Raw genomic sequence first — 18275 nt, 5'->3', positions numbered from 1 at the left:
AAGCGGTTATGAAGAACAAGTGGAGAATTTTAAAGATATTTTGTACAGTCGTCCTTTTTGGATTTCTGCTTAGTTTTTCTTTGAAACGATTTGGAGAAGCTCCCATGAAAAAGGTATCTGTGAATCTGATTGAAACGCCAGGAACTGCAAAAGTTTACTTTATAGATGAGAAGAATGTAAAGGACTTCATTAAGGCGGCAAATCCAAAAGGAGTGGTCGGTGAAATTGACATTCCTCAACTGGAGAAGCAGGTTAATTTTTTTCCGTCCGTGGATAGCGCCAATGTGTATTTGAACTTAAATGGGAACCTTAATATAGACATTCTGCAACGAGTACCTGCATTTCGAATGCAAAGACAGGGACAAGATTTTTATGTGGACACAAAAGGGGAGGAGTTTCCAATTTCAAAGGTTTATTCACACCCTGTTCTTTTGGTTTCAGGGGATATAAAACGCAGTGAGTATAAAGAAATTGCTAAACTGATTGAGCTAGTAAAGCAAGATTCCTTTGCAAAGAATTACTTCATTGGTATTCAAAAGCAAAAAGACAGCTATTTTCTTCTGACTAGTGAAGGCAACTTCAAAGTAGAAATAGGAGATTTGGATAATTTGGAACTCAAACTAAAGGGCTTCAAGTCTTTCGTAGAAAAATTTTTAGTGTACCAGAACCAAGAGAAATACAATAAGATTTCGGTTCGGTACGACAATCAGATCGTCACCAGTTTAAACCCGCATTATAAGCCTAACGACAGCATTCTAAGAGCAAGGATGAAAGAGTTTGAGAAAGCGCCAGAGATTGCGCGAAAGAAGGCTTTAGCCGAAGCAGCATTACGTAGTACACAAAGGAAGAATTAAAATAAGAAACAAAATCAAATCAGCATACAAATGGAAAATCAAGAGTATTCAGTAGGATTAGACATTGGGACCACCAAAATTGTGGCCATTGTCGGTCGTCGAAATACCCATGGGAAAATTGAGGTACTAGGGGTAGGCAAGGCCAAAAGTCTTGGAGTGCATAAGGGAATTGTGAACAACATTTCTCAAACGATTAGTTCAATTAAAACAGCGATTGAAGAAGCGCAAAAAAGTTCAGGTGTGGCCATCTCTAAAGTCACAGTGGGCATTGCAGGCAAACACATTCGCTCTTTGCAACACTCGGACTATATCATGCGAGAACATCCCGACCAATACATCACGGAGGAAGATATCGAGGTTCTTAAAGAGCAAGTGAAAAAGCTCGTGATGCTTCCGGGTGAAGAAATTATCCATGTTTTACCCCAAGAATATAAAGTGGATTCTGAGGGTGAAATTCAAGAGCCGATTGGAATGCACGGGAAACGACTAGAAGCTAATTTCCACGTGGTCGTAGGACAAATGGGAAGTATTCGCAATATCGCCCGATGCGTACGAGAGGCGGGCCTTGAAATGGAAGCCTTAACGCTCGAGCCACTTGCTTCGTCGGAAGCGGTGCTGACCAAAGAAGAAAAAGAAGCCGGTGTGGCTATTGTCGATATAGGAGGGGGTACCACGGACATTGCTATTTTCAAAGACAACATTATTCGTCATACCTGCGTAATTCCTTACGGAGGTGGAATCATTACAGACGATATTAAAGAAGGATGCTCAATTATTGAAAAGCATGCAGAGCAGCTGAAAGTGAAGTTTGGTTCTGCCGTTCCAGAAATGGAGAAGGATACCACCTTCGTCACAATTCCTGGATTGCACGGTAGAGCGGACAAAGAAATTTCTTTAAAGACACTCGCGCAAGTGATTAATGCTCGGGTAGAGGAAATTCTAGAAATGGTGAATACGGAACTAAAGGCCTACGGAGCGTTTGAACAGAAGAAAAAACTGATTGCAGGAATTGTTCTTACAGGTGGCGGATCCAACCTAAAGCACATTCGACAGCTTACCAATTACACGACAGGGTTTGATTCTCGTCTGGGGTGCGCAAACGAATACGTATCAAACGATAAGAATCAATTTTTGAAAGGTCCGGAATATGCGACGGCCATTGGACTCCTTATGGAGAGTTTGAAAATTAGAGACAAAAAGAATTTTACAGGAAAGGATTTAGACTCTGATCAGGAGATGGATACAAACGAAATACATCCAGACAGTCAATCACTTGAAGGAGAAGAATCTTTAGATGCAATCGAATTAGAGCAATCAAATGAGTCGGTGCAAAGTAAGCGCCGAGGACTTACGCTAGGGCAAAAGATCATGGAAAGCGTAAAGAAATTTTTTGAAGAAGTAGAATAACAAAAACAACAGATATGGAAAATTTAAGCACACAAGGATTTTCATTTGATTTACCGAAAGGAAATTCTTCTATCATAAAAGTAATTGGTGTCGGAGGGGGCGGAAACAATGCCTTAAAGCACATGTATGAAACAGGAATTCATGGGGTCGATTTTGTAATTTGCAACACAGATTCTCAAACTTTAGACAACAACCCTGTTGCGAACAAAGTACAATTAGGAATTTCAACAACAGAAGGACTTGGGGCAGGTGCAGATCCCGAAGTCGGAGAAAAATCTGCCATTGAGAGTATAGACGAAATTAAAGCTTCTTTAGGTCAAAATACCAAAATGGTATTTATTACCGCTGGAATGGGAGGTGGAACCGGGACGGGTGCCGCGCCTGTAATTGCAAAAGTAGCAAAAGAGATGGGCATTTTGACCATCGGAATCGTGACCGTACCGTTTAGTTTTGAAGGAAAGCGTCGTTTAGAACAAGCGGAAATCGGACTAGACAAATTGAGAAATAATGTGGATTCACTTATTGTGATCAACAACGATAAATTAAGACAGCAATTTGGAGATTTAGGCTTCAAGCAAGGTTTCGCGAAGGCCGATGAGGTCTTGACTAACGCTGCAAAAGGAATGGCGGAAGTTATCACGGGGTACTTTGATGTAAACATTGACTTTAGAGATGCGAAATCAGTCCTTCAAAATTCAGGTACAGCCTTAATGTCAACGGGTAGAGCTCAAGGGGACAACAAGGCAGAAGAAGCAGTGAAGATCGCCCTCGACTCACCTTTGCTTAATGACAATAAAATCACAGGAGCGAAAAATGTATTGCTACTGATTCGAAGTGGAGCGCAAGAAGTTACCATGGATGAAATCGGAGTAATTATGGATCACATTCAAAAAGAAGCAGGCCATACAGCCGATATTATTTTTGGAGTCGGAACGGATGAAGAATTAGGTGATTCTGTCAGTGTTCTTGTCATCGCGACGGGATTTGCGAAGGACAATAGAAAGTACGATGGACCAACAGAAACCATTAAAATTGCTTTGGATGATCCTCGAAGAGAAATGATTTCCAAGGAATCTCCGTTTAAAACGAAGGCAGAAAGAGACTCAGCTCCTGAGCCTACGAAAAAAAATCTTTTTCGATTAGACGATGAGGAGGATCCTGGCATTCAGTTTCGTGCAGTAACTCCAGGCAACAGACCTCAAAGTGCTGCCCCTATTCCTAAAATGGAAACAGAGGTTCAGATTGACACCTTTTCAGAAAACCCTTACGAATCCGAAGGATTTCAATTTGGGGATGAGTCAGAAGAATCAGAGCAAAGAGAATTAGATCTTTTTAGTTATAGTGGAATGGAGAATGATCTTGAACCGGAATCTTTCAGCTTTGAGGTTGAAGAACCGATTGAAAAGAAAGCGCCTGTTCAAGCGGAAAAGAAATCCTTCGAATTTGAGCCTGAAATAGAGGAAAAAGAAGAGATTGCTTTTCAAGTCGAATCCAAAGTACAGCCTGAAGAAAAACGAGAAGTCGAACCTGAGCAAAAGCAAACACAGCCTGCGAAAGAGCTAGAGGAGAAAAAAGTAGAAACGAGTTCAAGCGAAGAGTTTACTTTTATTGCGAAGCCAACCAATATGGAAAAGGTGAACGAAAGAAGAAATAAACTTAAAGAATTCAATTCTCGTTACCAAAACATTACGGAGAACGATGATTTTGAAACGATCCCAGCCTTTAGAAGAAAAAACATCTCCATTGGTGAGCAGAATGCTTCGGATCAAACGATCAGTACGTTTCTCTCCGAAAACGAAGGAAGGACTCAGCTAAAAGAAAACCGTTTTTTAAATAAAGACGTGGATTAAAAGGCAGGTTGTTTTTACCTTCTATAAATTTTAACCAAAAACAAAAACAATGAGTTTAGAACTTGTCATTAATGAGGCGATTAAAGCCGCAATGAAAGATAAAGATAAAGTTGCACTCGATTCTTTACGCGCAGTGAAAGCACAAATCATGCTTTTGAAAACCGAAGCAAAAGGAGCAGAGGTGAGTAGTGAGCAGGAAATTGCAATTCTTCAGCGAATGATTAAGCAACGTAAAGATTCGTTTGAGCAATTTACAGCACAAAACCGCAAGGATTTGGCTGAAGTAGAAGAAGCACAGATGAAAGTGATCGAAGCCTTTTTACCAGAGCAACTTTCTGAAGCAGATTTAGAAGTTGCCATCCGCGCTATTATTGTGGAAGTTGGGGCAGAATCTATAAAAGATCTAGGGAAAGTAATGGGCAAAGCCTCTACGGACCTAGCTGGGCAATCGGACGGGAAAAGTATTTCCCAGATGGCCAAAAAGTTACTTTCGTAGTAGCTGTACGCAGAAAGGCGTACCCATAAGTAGGATATTCAACCTTTGCATATCGATTTGATTTGAAGTCTCGGACCTTTGGTTCGAGGCTTTTTTGTTTGGACAATTTGTCCAGTTTGCAGAATTGGAATAGTTTTGATGACTTTTAGAGTAACAAAAACTAAATAATATTCTTTAACTTTGAATAGAATTTTTAATTATAAATAATATCGATATGTATCCAGAAGAATTAGTAATGCCGATGAAGGCTGAACTTACTGATAGAGGTTTTCAGGACCTTACAACAGCAGAGCAAGTAACTGAGGCCCTTAAGAAAGAAGGAACGACGCTTGTCATGGTGAACTCCGTATGTGGTTGTGCTGCAGGAGCAGCAAGGCCAGGGGTTGTAAACTCTCTTACAGGAGAGAAAAAACCAGATCAATTGGTGACTGTGTTTGCGGGATTTGATAATGACGCCGTGTCAGAAGCAAGAAGACATTTTGCGCCGTTTCCACCAAGTTCTCCAAGTGTTGCCCTTTTCAAAGACGGTGAACTTGTGCACATGTTAGAAAGACATCACATTGAAGGAAATCCTGCAGGAGCAATCGCTGCAAATCTTCAAGCAGCTTACGACGAGTACTGCTAGGAGATTAAATACCTAAGAAAAAAACGAAGCCGGCAAGATTAAATCTCGCCGGTTTTGTTTTGATCTAATTCGCCGAGTCTTTGCATTACGACGAGGGAAAATATTTTGCTTTTTTCAAGCCAGATTTGGTAAAAAGCTTTTGCATTCTGTGCCCACTCTTCCCTTGGCTCTGTCTTATTTTGAAGAAAGAAGAAGTGAGCCATCACTTCGAAATATCCAATCTGATGCGATTCAGGTTTGGTCTGTATTTCTGCCATTATCTCTTCGAAAGTTTTTTCACCTAGCTCCTTTTTTGAACATTTAAAGACATTTCGAATTTGGGTGTCCAGGGCTAGTTCTTCTTCTTGTGGAACTCCTTCGTTGTTTCCTAGGAGTAGCCTGGCGAGCGCTTCGCTCAACTGCTGAACCATTCGTAGTATGTAATCTTTATCGTGTATCATAATTTTTAACCAAAGAATAAATAAGCAAGAGAAATCGCCGTAAGGATTCCAACTAAGTCGGCAAGAAGCATCGCTCCCACCGTATAGCGTACATTGCGGATTCCGACGGCACCATAATAAACCGCAATTACGTAAAATGTGGTATCTGAACTGCCTTGTAAGACACCTGCAAGTCGGGAAGCAAAACTATCCGGACCAAAAGTAGTCATGGTATCTACCATCATTCCACGAGCTCCTGATCCCGAAAGAGGTTTGATCAGTGCTGTAGGAAGTCCGTCAATAAAGCGAGTATCTAAGGAAGCGTAGTTTGCGACCCATTTCATTCCATCGATGATAATTTCAAAGACACCCGAAGTTCGAAGCAAAGAAATGGCAATTAACATCCCTACGAGGTAAGGAATAATCTTAACACAGGTCCAGAATCCATCTTTTGCACCCTCAATAAACGCATCGAAGATGTCGATCTTTTTGTAAAGTCCTCCCAGCACGATAGCAAAGAAAATGAAGAGAATTAAACCGTTGCTTAAGACGGCACTAAATACACCTAATTCATCCTTGTTCAGCTGCACCAAGTACACCACCAAAAGAGCAATTAAGGCCGAAATTCCCCCCACGTACATTAAGATAATGGGTTGGAACATGTTTATTTTTTGCTTGATGGAAACGATGGTCATAGCTGCCAAAGTGGCTGCAAAAGTCGCAATTAGGCAAGGTAGAAATATATCCGTAGGGGTCGCGGATCCCATGGAAGCACGAATCGCAATGATGGACACAGGAATAAGCGTAAGCCCACTCGCATGCAAACATAAAAACATGATTTGCGCATTGCTTGCTTTTTCTTTGGAGGGATTTAGGGTCTGTAAACTTTCCATCGCTTTAAGACCAAAGGGGGTCGCTGCATTGTCTAGCCCAAGAAGGTTTGCACTGAAATTTAACATCATATGACCAAAGGAAGGGTGGTTTTTAGGGATTTCAGGGAATAGCTTCGAGAAGAAAGGCTGTATTAATCGGGAGAGTAGATTAATTCCTCCTGCTTTCTCCGCAATGCTCATGAAGCCCATGAACAGTGTCATAATCCCAATGAGTCCAATACAAATGGTGACGGCCGTCTCCGAGGTGCCAATTACACCGTCTGTCTCTTGAATTCGGTATACTTGTACTTCTTGCGATTGGCTGTCGACTTTGTACCCAATATGATCCTTTTCATAGTTCTCATTGGAGGACAATTGATTTTGAATCTCTGGACTAAGCTGCTGTAAGGGCATACTAGAGATTTGCACAGTGTCACCGCCTTGGCCCACCACCATATCATTGTAAATCGCTTTGTAATTGGGTGAAAAAAGGTATTTAACGCTAGCCACGAGGATGGCAACGATAATGAAGGCGGACCAGATTTTACTTAAAACCATTTAGTATAGATTTGGTTGTTTTTAAAAATACATTCCCTACCAAGCCCGTGGCGAGGTCAATAGAGACTCACTAGATATTCTTACAAGATCCTAGCAATAGGATAGTGGCGATAAGTCGCTTCAAAGTAAGGGGAGTGTTCATAAATCCAGTTAAGCTGCATGGCTGCGCTTTTTTTCATCTCTGGGTTGATCTGTTTTTCCAATTCAAATGCAGTTTTTAAGGCTTTGTCTTCTTTGAGAAGTTGCGCTGCCGTATCTTCAAATACATAATCTGAGAAATGCTCTTTGCGCATTAAGATTCCATCAAAGAAATTCCAATTAAAAAAGCTATCCACCGCTTCGGGCTCCAAGGTTTCAAGTAGATACTTTACGCCCGGTTGCTGTGTGGAGATCAAGAAATCGCCTTTTTGAAAACGAATTTGTTTTGTGCTCGCTTTCGTTTGGGTATTGTAGTGGTTGTAATGACCCTCGTACGGGTTTTTGGAGGTTTGATAGTCGCTTATTTCGTAAAGCTGCGCCACGAACGTACTGTCTTTGTCTAAGGGAGTCATTTGAATTTTATTGCGCTCCAAGTGCTCAATTACATTCCACTGAGATTTTGGAATTAGATAATACCTTGGAATTTGAATGTCCTTTGTAGATCGATAGGCATTATAGAATTTGATGTTTTTCGTAAATGGCTTTGTTCGGTCATAAAAAAGTCTAGGCATTCCCGAAACTTCACTTTTTATTTTGCGAGCTTCATATCCTTTAAACTCAATGGATTCCACTTTCGTAGGATCGATTTCCCATCCAATCGTGTAGGAGGATCCTGGCGTATATTGCTTCAGGTTCTGAAGCCTTTTTTCTTTAATCTTTTTGTAATGCTTTTCCGTATAATCGATATAGGAACGCATATTTTCATAAGTTACTTTTACGCGATCTGTGTAGGGTTTTAGCATGTGGGTTTCAGGCACGGTTCCAATGGTATTGAAGAGCGTTGTATAGCCAGTCGCGTAGCGAGGCGTATCCATAAATTGTTCATACCCCTGTTCAGGCGTTCCATTCCATACATTCACATAAGGTATGGGATCGATTCCCTTGGATCGAAGGTGATTTGCGATCTCACGGTTCATTTCTTGATGATAATAGGAACCTAGAACGGTCCCAAGACGCTCTTTATTCGTTGCAATGTAAGTAAGGGTGTATTGGTAATCTGCTCCGTTAGAAACGTGGTTGTCAATAAATACATCTGGATTTAATTCTTGGTAAATTTCCTGAAAACTTCGTGCGTTTTTACTGTCGGCTTTAATGAAGTCGCGGTTTAAGTCAAAGTTGCGAGCATTCCCACGAAATCCGTACTCTTCAGGACCGTTTTGGTTTGCTCTTGAGTAGGATCCCCGATTTAACATCCCTCCTATATTGTAGGATGCCACAAACGCTAACAATACATTTTTTGGTGCTTCAATTCGCCCTTCTGCGAGATCACGAAGTAGCATCATCGAAGCATCAATGCCGTCCGGTTCTCCCGGGTGAATCCCATTGTTTACCAAAAGGATTGCTTTTTTTGTAGATTTTTTTGGATTGAAGTTTCGGTCTTTACTGAAGAACAGAACTTCTAAAGGATAGCCACTGTCTGTTTTCCCATATTCTTTTTGAAGAATGGTGGAGTGATTTTTATCCAGTTTTTGGTAGAAATCACGCATTTCTTCATAAGTAGGGGACTGATTGCCATTGCCTTTTTCGAAGGGAGTAAGCTGGTTTTGCGCTACACACCAAGTACTCAGGACGCAAAGAAAGATTGAAAATTTCATAAAATGATAAGCCAATTTAGTAGAGTAAGTACGCTCGTTGAGGAAATTTACTTGGAAACGGTTTGTTCGTACGTAGGTCCGTAAAGTCCTGGAACGGGATGTCCAAGGGTGCGCAAATGGGCAACCATCTCCCCTCTATGGTGATAAAGGTGACTAAAGAGCATGCCACGAATCGTTCCAATTTTAGGGGACTCCGGGATTAACACGGTTTCACCATGGACCAATTTCCAAGGTTGAAGATAGGTCTGTTCATCCCAATTCTCAATGGCTAAGTTCGCTTTTGCTATTTGAGTATCTAGTGGTGAGCGTAGCTCGTCAATAGTAGCGTGGGTTCCCACGGGTTTTTCTATTTGAGAAATGTCAATGGAGTTCGAGTTGAAAACACCCTCGTACCAGCTGTAGATGCTAATGATATGAGAAGCAAGATCTCGCAGGGACCAAAGTTGAGGTTGTGCGCGATGCTCTAAGGCGCTTTCAGGCAGCGCGTTAAACAGTTCTTTGGTGCTATTGGCCTCATGCGAAAACTCACGAAGAAGGCCTGTTTTAAGGTTGTACATGGTATATTGCTAAAATTAAAGTGAAGTAAAGGTAAAAATTATTCACCAAGGTACACCAGTTCGTCCGTAGTTTCTTGCGTTAGCGAGGTAAGAACTTGCGCCGATTTTGTTTTTTCAAGCAATTTTTCAACGAAAAATCCAGTTTCAAAAAATTGTCGATGAATTCCCGGAAGCATTTGTTCAAACAAGTGGAGCCCCACATGATTGTTATGGAGATCCATTTTGGTTTCAAGCGGTTGGTTGGGGAAAAGATCCTCATGCATATCTGTAAATACCTTGGCATACTTGAGTGCCTTTTTACTAGAGGAAATCTTAGAGCAGTACATGGCAATAAGACACGTCCATAGGGCATGTCGAAATGCGTTGCCTACACCACTGGTTGAATTGGTTTTCGGGAAGAGTCGTTTTGTGATTGCAAACGTACGTAGCGTTGCATAGAATCCTAAAATGGAATAATGAGGGTAGCGAAGCCCAAGGCTAAACATGCGGACTAACTTCTTTAGGGAGAGACTTTTTATCGCACCGAATAAAATTATAATCGCACTTCTCATAAAATAAATCTCACCTGTGAAGGTGAGATTTTTGTATTAGTAGGTTGTTGAATTAAGCGTGTGTTAGCAAAGATAAGGTCTGTGCTATTTTGTTTTTTGCATCGTTTCGTTTCACGATGAAATCAACAAATCCCTTTTCTAGTAGAAACTCGGAGGTTTGGAATCCTTCTGGAAGGTCCTTTCCAATGGTTTCGCGGATGACACGAGGTCCAGCAAATCCAATTAGTGCTCCCGGTTCTGCCATAATGATGTCCGCAGTCATAGCGAACGAAGCTGTAATTCCTCCAAAAGTAGGGTCGCAAAGATAGGCGATATAAGGAAGTCCATGTTCTGAGAGTTGAGATAGTTTGGCTTGAACTTTAGCAAGCTGCATTAATGAAAATGCCGCTTCTTGCATTCTCGCACCTCCAGATTGGCAGATAATCATATAAGGCAATTTATGCTCTATACTGTAATCAATTGCCCGGCGAATCTTTTCTCCCATTGCAGATCCAAGTGAACCTCCGATAAAAGCAAAGTCCATACAGGAGATAACCATTTCTGAACCGTTTACCTTACCCACTGCATTGCGAATCGAATCTGTAAGTTTCGTTTTCGCTTTTACTTCTTTAAGACGGTCGGTGTAGGATTTTGTATCCTTAAAGTCAAGCATGTCCACACTTTCCACATCGGGATTCAATTCCTTGAATTTGTTGTGGTCAAAAAACATTTCAAAAAACTCTTCACTTCCTATTCGGACGTGAAATCCATCCTCAGGAGAAACATAGTTGTTTCTCTTCAATTCATCGTGTTCCACGATTTTACCAGACGGTGTTTTGTGCCAAAGACCTTTTGGAACGTCTTTTTTATCTTCGGTCGACGTTGTAATGTTTTTTGTTTTTCTCTTGAACCAGTCAAATGCCATGTTCGATAATATTTAATGCACAAAAGTAGTCAATAATTCTAAAATGACCTTACACCTTATTAGAATAAATACTTTGGTTTATTTTAATGTGTTTACGTTGTTTAGGTCTTCAAAAGCACGAACCAAACGTTTTGAGAACGTTTCTTCTCCTTTTCTTACCCAACCTCTTGGATCGTAGAATTTCTTATTCGGTTTGTCGGCTCCTTCTGGATTTCCGATTTGGGATCTTAAAAACTCTACATTGTCAACCATATAATCACGAATTCCTTCGGAATAAGCAAATTGAAGGTCCGTGTCAATATTCATTTTGATCACTCCGTAATCAATCGCTTCTCTAATTTCTTCTAAAGAAGATCCAGATCCACCATGGAATACGAAGTTTACTGGTTTTTTAGAGGTAGAAAATTTCTCCTCCACAAATTTTTGAGAGTTGTCAAGGATTTTTGGAGTTAATTTAACATTCCCAGGTTTGTATACTCCGTGTACATTCCCAAAGGCTGCAGCAACGGTAAAGTTATTAGAAATTGCTTTTAGTCTTTCATAAGCATAAGCAACTTCTTCAGGTTGGGTATAAAGTTTAGATGAATCTACTCCGGAATTGTCTACTCCGTCTTCTTCTCCGCCGGTTACGCCAAGTTCAATTTCCAAAGTCATATTCATTTTCGCCATTCTTTCGAAATACTTAGCAGAAATGTCAATGTTCTCCTCGATAGGCTCTTCCGATAAGTCTAACATGTGAGAAGAGTAGAGGGATTTCCCATATAATTTGTAGAACTCCTCGCTCGCTTCCAAGAGTCCGTCGATCCATGGAAGTAATTTCTTGGCACAGTGGTCTGTATGTAAGATTACGGTAGCACCGTAAGCTTCCGCTAACGTATGGATATGTTTTGCCCCAGCAATTCCACCAAGGATTGCTGCCTTTTGAGCGTCATTGCTTAGTCCTTTTCCAGCGTTGAAGGCAGCCCCTCCGTTGGAGAATTGAATAATTACAGGAGAGTTCAACTTTGCAGCGGTCTCCATCGTAGCGTTCACGTTGCTCGAACCAATTACGTTTACGGCCGGCAAAGCAAATCTATTTTCTTTCGCGTATTGAAAAATATCGGTAACCATCTGTCCGGTTGCGACTCCTGCAGGAAACTGTCTACTCATTTGTTGTAGTTTTAAGGTTGAAAAATGGAATAATTAATCTTGTAAAGTTAATAATTTTTGTTGGATCGTCGAATTAATTTCTTTTGTCTTTGCCCCACAGTAGCTTTTGACGAATCGTTTCGTAGAAACTTAAGTTGGTAGGTTGAACAAGTGAAATTTTAAAATCCGCTTTTCGTATGATTAGCTCCGTGTCTGTGTCAATATGTATTAATCGAGAATCTAGGGACAAAGAGTATTGGGGGACGCGACTTTCTACTTTAAGCCTAAACTGGGCATCGTCTTTGACAATAAGAGGCCTTACATTCAGGTTGTGTGGTGCGATGGGTGTGATAACGAAGTTGTCATTTTCGGGTGCTATGATAGGGCCTCCACAACTTAAAGAGTACGCAGTCGATCCAGTGGGTGTAGAAATGATTACTCCGTCACCCCAGAAAACATTTAGAAACTCATCGTCAATAAAGGAATCGATTGTAATCATCGAGGTGGTCTCCTTTCTGGAAATGACAATGTCGTTTAAGGCAAATGGGAAGAATTCATCCGAATTGGGACAAACCACCTCGATCACGGAACGCCTTGAAATTTTATAACTGCCTTTTAGAATCGCATCTAGTTCCTTAAATACTTCCTCTTTGGTAAAACTGGCTAAGAATCCGAGTCGACCCGTATTCACCCCGACAACCGGGATTTCCAAATCCTGCACAAATAGTAAGGAGCTTACAAGCGTACCGTCCCCTCCAAAGGTGAAAAACAAATCGACCTTTCGGTCACTAAGGTCTTCCTTGCTATGGAAAGTGTCGAAATCTTTTGAAAACTGCATGGCCTCGGCCATTCCATGATATAAAACGGTGCCCACTCCTCGTTTGTCTAATTCAGAAATGAACTTGCTTAAGTACAGGAACGTATCGAGATCATTTTTTTGTGTGTAAATAGCTGCTTTCATCGATTAAACCTCTAAGTATTTTTGGAAAAAGCCAAAACGATCTTTGATGAGTTTGTCTTTCTGATCATCGTATTGTTTATGAATCACGGTGTAGCCATAGCGCTCAAAGGTTTCATCAATCGAGCTAAGCGTATCGCTTTTGATTTTCATGGTGATTTGCACCCCGTCCTCGAGGATAGCACTTACATAAAGGCCGTAAAGTTTCGAATTGTTTCCTTCCACGATTGTGGTGATCTCGGAAAAGGAATAATGGACCGTATTGGTCTGTACAATGAGAATGGCTCCGCTTTCGGAAAACAGCGGGTATTTTGAAAATTCATTAAACAAGTCATCACTTGAAATGTACCCCAAATACTTCTCGTTTTTTCCAATTACAGGAACAATGTTTGAATTAAAGATATAAAAGAGCTTTACGGTGTCTAAGATGCTGCCGTCATCATAGATCGCAAATTTTTCGAAGTGGAGATCTAATGAAGCAATCTTACCCTCAGGGCTTTCTTCCAGAAAGCTTTGACTTAATGCACCCACATAAACACCCCGGTCTTTAATGAATATATGAGAATGACCAAATTCCCGGGCGATCTCGCAGGCAGATTCAATAGAATCGTTCTTTGTAAAAGCGGGATAGTCCTTGGAAATGTATTCTTTTATAAACATTAGGCTAATTTAGGAAAAATATAAAAAGGGACCGTATTTTCAGACGGGATTTTGAGGCTCGAAAATTTTTCTTGGTTTGCATTGTAAAAAAGAGTTATCTTTGCGGTCTTTCATTTTTACTTTTTATTAGATTTATTGAACCGCCCTGTCCGTAAGGATCTTGCGGTTTTTTTTTGTCTTGTTTTTTCAGGTTTCTGCTCTTTTCTTACAATTCAACGCTCGTTTTGGGAGCCCTGTTGAATTGTTATTGCAGTTTTTTGAAAAATTCCCAAAGGATAATTCCGCCACAAATCGAAACATTGAGAGAATGCTTGGTTCCATACTGAGGGATTTCTAAAAAATGATCGTAAAGGGAAAGCGATTCTTCGCTTAATCCATCGACTTCATTGCCTAAAACAACCGCGTAAGCCGTATTCTTCTTGATGGCAAAAGATTCCAAATTCTCACTGTGGGTTGTTTGTTCGATACCTATGCAGGTATAGCCTTTGCTTTTAAGGTCTTGCAATGCCTCAGAGATCGACGCAGCGTGTTCCCAGTCCACACTTTCAGTCGCCCCTAGAGCTGCTTTTTGTATTTCTCGATGCGGAGGTGTTGGGGTAATGCCACATAGAATAATTTTCTCGACAATAAATGCGTCCGCAGTTCGAAAAATAGATCCCACATTGTGCATGCTTCGTACATTGTCGAGCACCACGACCAAAGGAATTTTTTCTTTTTTCTTGAACGTCTCAACGTCAATTCGATTTAGCTCCTCTAGTTTGAGTTTTTTTGTGGATGACATTTTTGTATTTTTGACAAAATTAACAAAAACAACGGGTCCTAGCGACCGATGCATATAAAAAAACATGGCGAAGGAAAAGAAGCTCACCCCCTTAATGAGCCAATACAATGGGATCAAGGCGCGATACCCCGATGCTCTACTGCTTTTTAGGGTTGGTGATTTTTACGAAACCTTTGGAGAAGACGCGGTAAAAGCCTCTAAAATTTTAGGGATCGTTCTTACCAAGAGAAACAATGGCGATTCGCGAACCGAGCTTGCCGGCTTTCCTCATCACTCCATTGACACTTACCTTCCAAAATTGGTTCGAAGTGGACTTCGAGTGGCGATTTGTGACCAATTGGAGGACCCAAAATCGGTAAAAGGCATCGTTAAGAGAGGGGTGACGGAACTCGTGACACCGGGGGTTACGTTTAACGATCAAGTTTTGAACTCCAAGCGGAACAATTACCTTATGTCTATGCACCGAGTAAAAGACCAGTTTGGGTATGCACTTGTGGATATATCAACGGGTGAGTTCTTTATTGGAGAAGGGAAACTTGAGGAGCTAACCCATGTAGTAGATACATTCGATCCCAGCGAAATTATATTTCAAAGACTTAAGGAGCTTCCTGGCAATCTTTCGAGCAAGAATACATTTAAACTTGAGGACTGGGCATTTCAACTACCGTATGCTAGAGAAAAGTTAGCTTCCCATTTTAAAACCCAATCTCTTAAAGGGTATGGTGTAGACCATCTAGAGATGGGAATTGTCGCTGCTGGTGCGATTTTCGCGTACCTTGTGGAGGATACACATCATTCACTCTTATCGCACATAACTACGCTTCAGAGCATCCCGCAAAATCATTACTTGGTCCTTGATAATTTCACCCTTCGAAATTTGGAAGTCGTAAATCCAAGCCAAAGAGAGGGAAAAAGTCTGTTAGAAATTATTGACCATACCGTCACCCCGATGGGGGGTCGTTTATTAAGACGTCAAATTATTTTGCCGCTACTCGATTTAAAGGCAATTAATCGCCGACTCTCGTTAATTGAGTTTTTTAATGAGAAGGAAACCCTTAAGTTTGACATTCTAGACGATTTGAAAACCATTTCCGATTTAGACCGGCTTTTAGGAAAATTGGCTTCCGGAAAGATTCTACCTAAAGAATTAGGCAATCTAAGTCAAAGCTTAAAGTGCATAGAGCTCATCGATCAAAAACTCAGTGAATTTAAAGAAGCTAAGGATCTACTAAATCCTCTGCATAACCTTAGCGAATTAATCGAGTACCTAGATTCTCATCTCCATGAGGAATTGCCTGTGAGTCTTTCCAAGGGACATGTGATTAAGACGGGTGTCTCTAGTGAACTTGATCAACTTCGAGGCCTGCAAAGCAAAGGCAAAGGATTTCTGGATGAAATGTGCGCCCGTGAAATTGAAAGAACCGGAATCAGTTCCTTAAAAATTGATTTCAATAATGTTTTTGGCTATTACATTGAAGTGAGAAACATGCACAAAGACAAGGTGCCCAGCGAATGGGTTCGAAAGCAAACCTTGGTGAACGCAGAGCGGTTTATTACAGAAGAGTTAAAAGAGTATGAAACCCAGATTTTAGGGGCCCAAGATAAAATCTCTCAGTTAGAATTTGAACTTTATAGCGAAGTTTGTCAGCATGTCATGCAGTATATTATAGGGATTCAAGCCAACTCTCAAATCATTGCACGAATTGATGTGGGAATTGGACTTTCCGAGCTTGCGAGCGCTGAGAATTATACGCGACCGGTATTAAATGATTCGTTTTCGATTGATTTAAAGGAGGCGCGACATCCTATCATTGAAAAGGTCCTTCCACTGGGCGAAAAATACATTCCAAACGATTTGTATTTAGACAGGGAAACCCAGCAGATTATGATGGTAACCGGACCCAATATGGCCGGTAAATCTGCGATCCTTCGCCAAACAGCCCTGGTATGTTTGCTTGCACAAATTGGAAGTTTTGTTCCTGCGAAGCATGCAGAAATTGGAATACTAGACCGCATATTCACTCGCGTGGGAGCTTCAGATAATATTTCGGCCGGCGAATCTACGTTCATGGTTGAAATGAACGAGGCGGCTAGTATATTGAATAATAGGACCGAAAGGAGTCTGATTTTATTGGATGAAATCGGACGGGGAACCTCTACTTACGACGGGGTTTCAATCGCTTGGGCCATTGCTGAATTTCTTCATGAGGATAAAACAAAGGCCAAAACCCTTTTCGCTACGCACTATCATGAATTAAACGAGATGAGCAGTTCTTTTGCAAGAATTCAGAATTACCATGTTTCCATTCAGGAAAACAAAGGAAGTATTGTTTTCTTACGCAAGCTGCTTCGGGGAGGTAGTGAGCATAGTTTCGGGATTCATGTGGCCAAATTAGCAGGGATGCCCTCTCCTGTGATTCATCGCGCAAATGAAATTTTAAAAACACTTGAGAGCCGAAGAGCCACACCTGAAAAGAAAGGAAGGAAAGATCAAAAGGAAGATATGCAATTGTCGTTCTTCCAGTTGGACGATCCCGTTCTTGAAAACATTCGCGAAGAACTTACCAAGATTAACATTGATGAGTTAACTCCGATCGAAGCTCTAATGAAATTGAATTCGATTAAAAAAATGATTGGGAAGTAGAGGCTCTTTTTAGAGGTTGTTTAGCGCTTGGCTAATGAGCCAGCCTTCGCTCCAACAGGCCTGAAAATTAAACCCTCCTGTGATTGCATCAATGTTTAAGACTTCTCCCGCGATGTAAAGGCGGTCCTTCTTTTTTGAAGCCATCGTTTTAAAATCGATTTCTTTTAAATCCACACCGCCTGCGGAAACGAATTCATCTTTAAAAGTAGACTTGCCCTTCACCTGAAATTCACTTTCGCATAGGTTTTTCATAAGGGTATGAATTTGTGCGGTGGATAGATTGGCCAGCTGGTTTTCCTCTTTTATATGACAATAGTGAATCATGTGATTCCAGAAGCGATTGGTGACTTCAAAAAGCTTGCTTTGGGCAAGACTTTTTTTAGGATGCGCCTCTTTGTACTCCATGAACCGGGATTTCGCTTCCTCGAAAGAAAGGTTAATAAAGTTGACGACGATTTTGAAATCGTATTTTAAATCCGCGAGCTCTCTTGCATTCCATGCAGAGGCTTTAAGAATGCAGGGGCCAGAAAGTCCCCAATGGGTAATGAGCACTGGACCATTTTCTTCAGACTTTAGTTGAGGAAACCTAACTTCGGCCTGGGGAAAAGATGTGCCAGCGAGCCCTTCTAGTCTTGGGTCTTTAATGTTAAAGGTGAATAAGGACGGGACCTGCGGAACCAATTTATGATTCATCGATTCCAATAGTTTTAGTGATTTTGGTGAACTACCTGTCGCGAAAATAACATAATCGGCCTTAAATTCTCCTGCTGTACTTTGCACGCGGTAGAATCCGTCCTCATAATCAAGAGCTAGAACCGTGGTCTTGGTGCGGATTTCAAATCCTTTACCTTGGACCTCGTTTTTAAGACATTCTATAATAGATGAAGAAGAATTGGATATAGGAAACATTCTAGCGTCGTTTTCAATTTTGATTTCGACTCCTCTCTGAGAAAACCATTCCATGGTGTCTGCAGGCTGAAATTTGGAGAAAACACTTTGGAGCTCTTTTTTTCCTCTCGGATAGTACTCCACTAATTCTCTCGGATCGAATTCGGCATGCGATACGTTGCAGCGACCTCCCCCGGATATTTTTACCTTTTGTAATACTTCTTGATTTTGCTCCAGAATGGTCAGATGGTATTTGGAGGCATCAAGGTTAGCCGCTGAAAAAAATCCAGCTGCTCCTCCTCCAATTACGATCACGTGCTTTTTTTGCAT

Annotated in this window: 17 protein-coding genes; 6 read left to right on the top strand and 11 right to left on the bottom strand. The window is 41.1% G+C overall.

Annotation, left to right across the window (positions count from 1 at the left end):
• The first annotated feature begins 8 nt into the window (after positions 1 to 8).
• The 5 genes from ACX3PU_RS00960 (at position 9) to ACX3PU_RS00940 (ending at position 5232) form a co-directional block, all read left to right on the top strand.
• Positions 9 to 854, top strand: a complete 846-nt coding sequence (locus ACX3PU_RS00960; RefSeq protein ID WP_459082900.1) for a cell division protein FtsQ/DivIB — start codon at positions 9 to 11, stop codon at positions 852 to 854.
• 30 nt (positions 855 to 884) lie between these two features.
• Entirely contained in the window at positions 885 to 2261 is a 1377-nt protein-coding gene (gene ftsA / locus ACX3PU_RS00955; protein ID WP_459082898.1) for a cell division protein FtsA, read from the top strand.
• A 14-nt stretch (positions 2262 to 2275) separates the two neighbouring features.
• Entirely contained in the window at positions 2276 to 4111 is a 1836-nt protein-coding gene (ftsZ, locus tag ACX3PU_RS00950; protein WP_459082896.1) for a cell division protein FtsZ, read from the top strand.
• Positions 4112 to 4160: 49 nt separating this feature from the next.
• A complete protein-coding gene (locus tag ACX3PU_RS00945) occupies positions 4161 to 4607 on the top strand; it encodes a GatB/YqeY domain-containing protein (RefSeq protein ID WP_459082894.1) in 447 nt (148 codons plus the stop codon).
• Between the two features lie 214 nt (positions 4608 to 4821).
• Positions 4822 to 5232: a BrxA/BrxB family bacilliredoxin gene (locus ACX3PU_RS00940; RefSeq protein ID WP_459082892.1), complete on the top strand. Its 411-nt coding sequence runs from the start codon at positions 4822 to 4824 to the stop codon at positions 5230 to 5232.
• 38 nt (positions 5233 to 5270) lie between these two features.
• On the opposite strand, the gene ACX3PU_RS00935 is transcribed toward ACX3PU_RS00940, so the two are convergent.
• From ACX3PU_RS00935 to ACX3PU_RS00890, 10 genes are all read right to left on the bottom strand, one after another.
• Positions 5271 to 5672, bottom strand: a complete 402-nt coding sequence (locus tag ACX3PU_RS00935) for a hypothetical protein (protein ID WP_459082890.1) — start codon at positions 5670 to 5672, stop codon at positions 5271 to 5273.
• A 5-nt stretch (positions 5673 to 5677) separates the two neighbouring features.
• On the bottom strand, positions 5678 to 7081 hold the full coding sequence (locus ACX3PU_RS00930) for a nucleoside recognition domain-containing protein (protein ID WP_459082888.1): 1404 nt from the start codon (positions 7079 to 7081) through the stop codon (positions 5678 to 5680).
• Between the two features lie 80 nt (positions 7082 to 7161).
• Positions 7162 to 8874, bottom strand: a complete 1713-nt coding sequence (locus ACX3PU_RS00925; RefSeq protein WP_459082886.1) for a M14 family metallopeptidase — start codon at positions 8872 to 8874, stop codon at positions 7162 to 7164.
• Positions 8875 to 8921: 47 nt separating this feature from the next.
• Entirely contained in the window at positions 8922 to 9431 is a 510-nt protein-coding gene (locus ACX3PU_RS00920; protein WP_459082884.1) for a DinB family protein, read from the bottom strand.
• 38 nt (positions 9432 to 9469) lie between these two features.
• Positions 9470 to 9982 carry a DUF6973 domain-containing protein gene (locus ACX3PU_RS00915; protein ID WP_459082882.1) on the bottom strand — a complete coding sequence of 171 codons (513 nt, stop codon included), beginning with the start codon at positions 9980 to 9982 and terminating at the stop codon, positions 9470 to 9472.
• Positions 9983 to 10034: 52 nt separating this feature from the next.
• Positions 10035 to 10886, bottom strand: coding sequence for an acetyl-CoA carboxylase, carboxyltransferase subunit beta (gene accD, locus ACX3PU_RS00910; protein ID WP_459082880.1), 852 nt, complete (start codon positions 10884 to 10886; stop codon positions 10035 to 10037).
• A 78-nt stretch (positions 10887 to 10964) separates the two neighbouring features.
• The gene (gene fbaA, locus ACX3PU_RS00905) at positions 10965 to 12035 is read right to left on the bottom strand and encodes a class II fructose-bisphosphate aldolase (protein ID WP_459082878.1); all 1071 of its coding nucleotides are present in this window, start codon (positions 12033 to 12035) and stop codon (positions 10965 to 10967) included.
• Between the two features lie 73 nt (positions 12036 to 12108).
• Positions 12109 to 12975: an NAD kinase gene (locus ACX3PU_RS00900; protein WP_459082876.1), complete on the bottom strand. Its 867-nt coding sequence runs from the start codon at positions 12973 to 12975 to the stop codon at positions 12109 to 12111.
• A gap of 3 nt (positions 12976 to 12978) precedes the next feature.
• Positions 12979 to 13632, bottom strand: coding sequence for a CBS domain-containing protein (locus tag ACX3PU_RS00895; protein WP_459082874.1), 654 nt, complete (start codon positions 13630 to 13632; stop codon positions 12979 to 12981).
• Between the two features lie 244 nt (positions 13633 to 13876).
• Positions 13877 to 14413 (bottom strand): RNA methyltransferase, encoded by a 537-nt coding sequence (locus ACX3PU_RS00890; protein WP_459082872.1) that lies wholly within the window; start codon positions 14411 to 14413, stop codon positions 13877 to 13879.
• 64 nt (positions 14414 to 14477) lie between these two features.
• Between ACX3PU_RS00890 and mutS the strand changes: the two genes are divergently transcribed.
• On the top strand, positions 14478 to 17057 hold the full coding sequence (gene mutS / locus ACX3PU_RS00885) for a DNA mismatch repair protein MutS (protein ID WP_459082870.1): 2580 nt from the start codon (positions 14478 to 14480) through the stop codon (positions 17055 to 17057).
• A gap of 9 nt (positions 17058 to 17066) precedes the next feature.
• Here mutS and ACX3PU_RS00880 read toward each other — a convergent pair whose 3' ends face one another.
• Positions 17067 to 18275: an aminoacetone oxidase family FAD-binding enzyme gene (locus tag ACX3PU_RS00880; protein WP_459082868.1), complete on the bottom strand. Its 1209-nt coding sequence runs from the start codon at positions 18273 to 18275 to the stop codon at positions 17067 to 17069.

The organism is Chryseobacterium sp. A301 (assembly GCF_054489425.1).
Note: the sequence above shows the minus strand (reverse complement) of the source record. Positions and strands in the feature narration are given on the sequence as shown.